We start from the raw sequence: 547 nt of genomic DNA, 5'->3' as shown, positions 1-547 counted from the left end.
ATGAGCCCACCGCTGAGTGGCTTGCGAATGGGAATAATGATTATCTAAGCTATTCCGGCAAAGTCTATACTTATTCTTTGGAAGGAGTTTTGGAAAATACTGTCTCATATCTCAACGGAAAAGGCAACTGTAATCCGGAGCCCTGCCCGGACTGCCCGACCCAGCCACAAGGACCGGGGGGCGGTGGCGGAACTGGTGGCGGTGGTGGCGGGAATCCCGGTGGTGGGAATGGGCCAACCGGAACAGGCGGCCCTGTAAGCTATCCTAATACTGGAGGTGGTGGCTCAGGTAGCAGCGGCTGTGGTGGTTGGGTTTTTTCTCACTATATACGAGATAATTGGGGTAATCCTATTGGGGCAATTTATGTAAATGGTTGTGGACAAACAATGCTAGTGCAATACCGGCTTCCCGGCGATAATGAGACTACTGAAACAGTTACTTTCACCGCTAATAGAATGTCTGCATCTACTTGTGGTCAGAATGATGGAGGGGTGGTGATCACAACGCAGAATGATCCGTGTACAAAGACAAAAAGCCAGCTTGGCAC

At 50.5% G+C, this 547-nt stretch carries 1 protein-coding gene; it reads left to right on the top strand.

All coding sequences use genetic code 11. The features are described from left to right. The coding region (locus tag ABD994_RS31420; protein ID WP_345425754.1) for a hypothetical protein at positions 1 to 547 on the top strand (547 nt) is incomplete at both ends.

Source organism: Actinomycetospora chlora, from assembly GCF_039542135.1.
Lineage (GTDB): Bacteria > Actinomycetota > Actinomycetes > Mycobacteriales > Pseudonocardiaceae > Actinomycetospora > Actinomycetospora chlora.
Note: the sequence above shows the minus strand (reverse complement) of the source record. Positions and strands in the feature narration are given on the sequence as shown.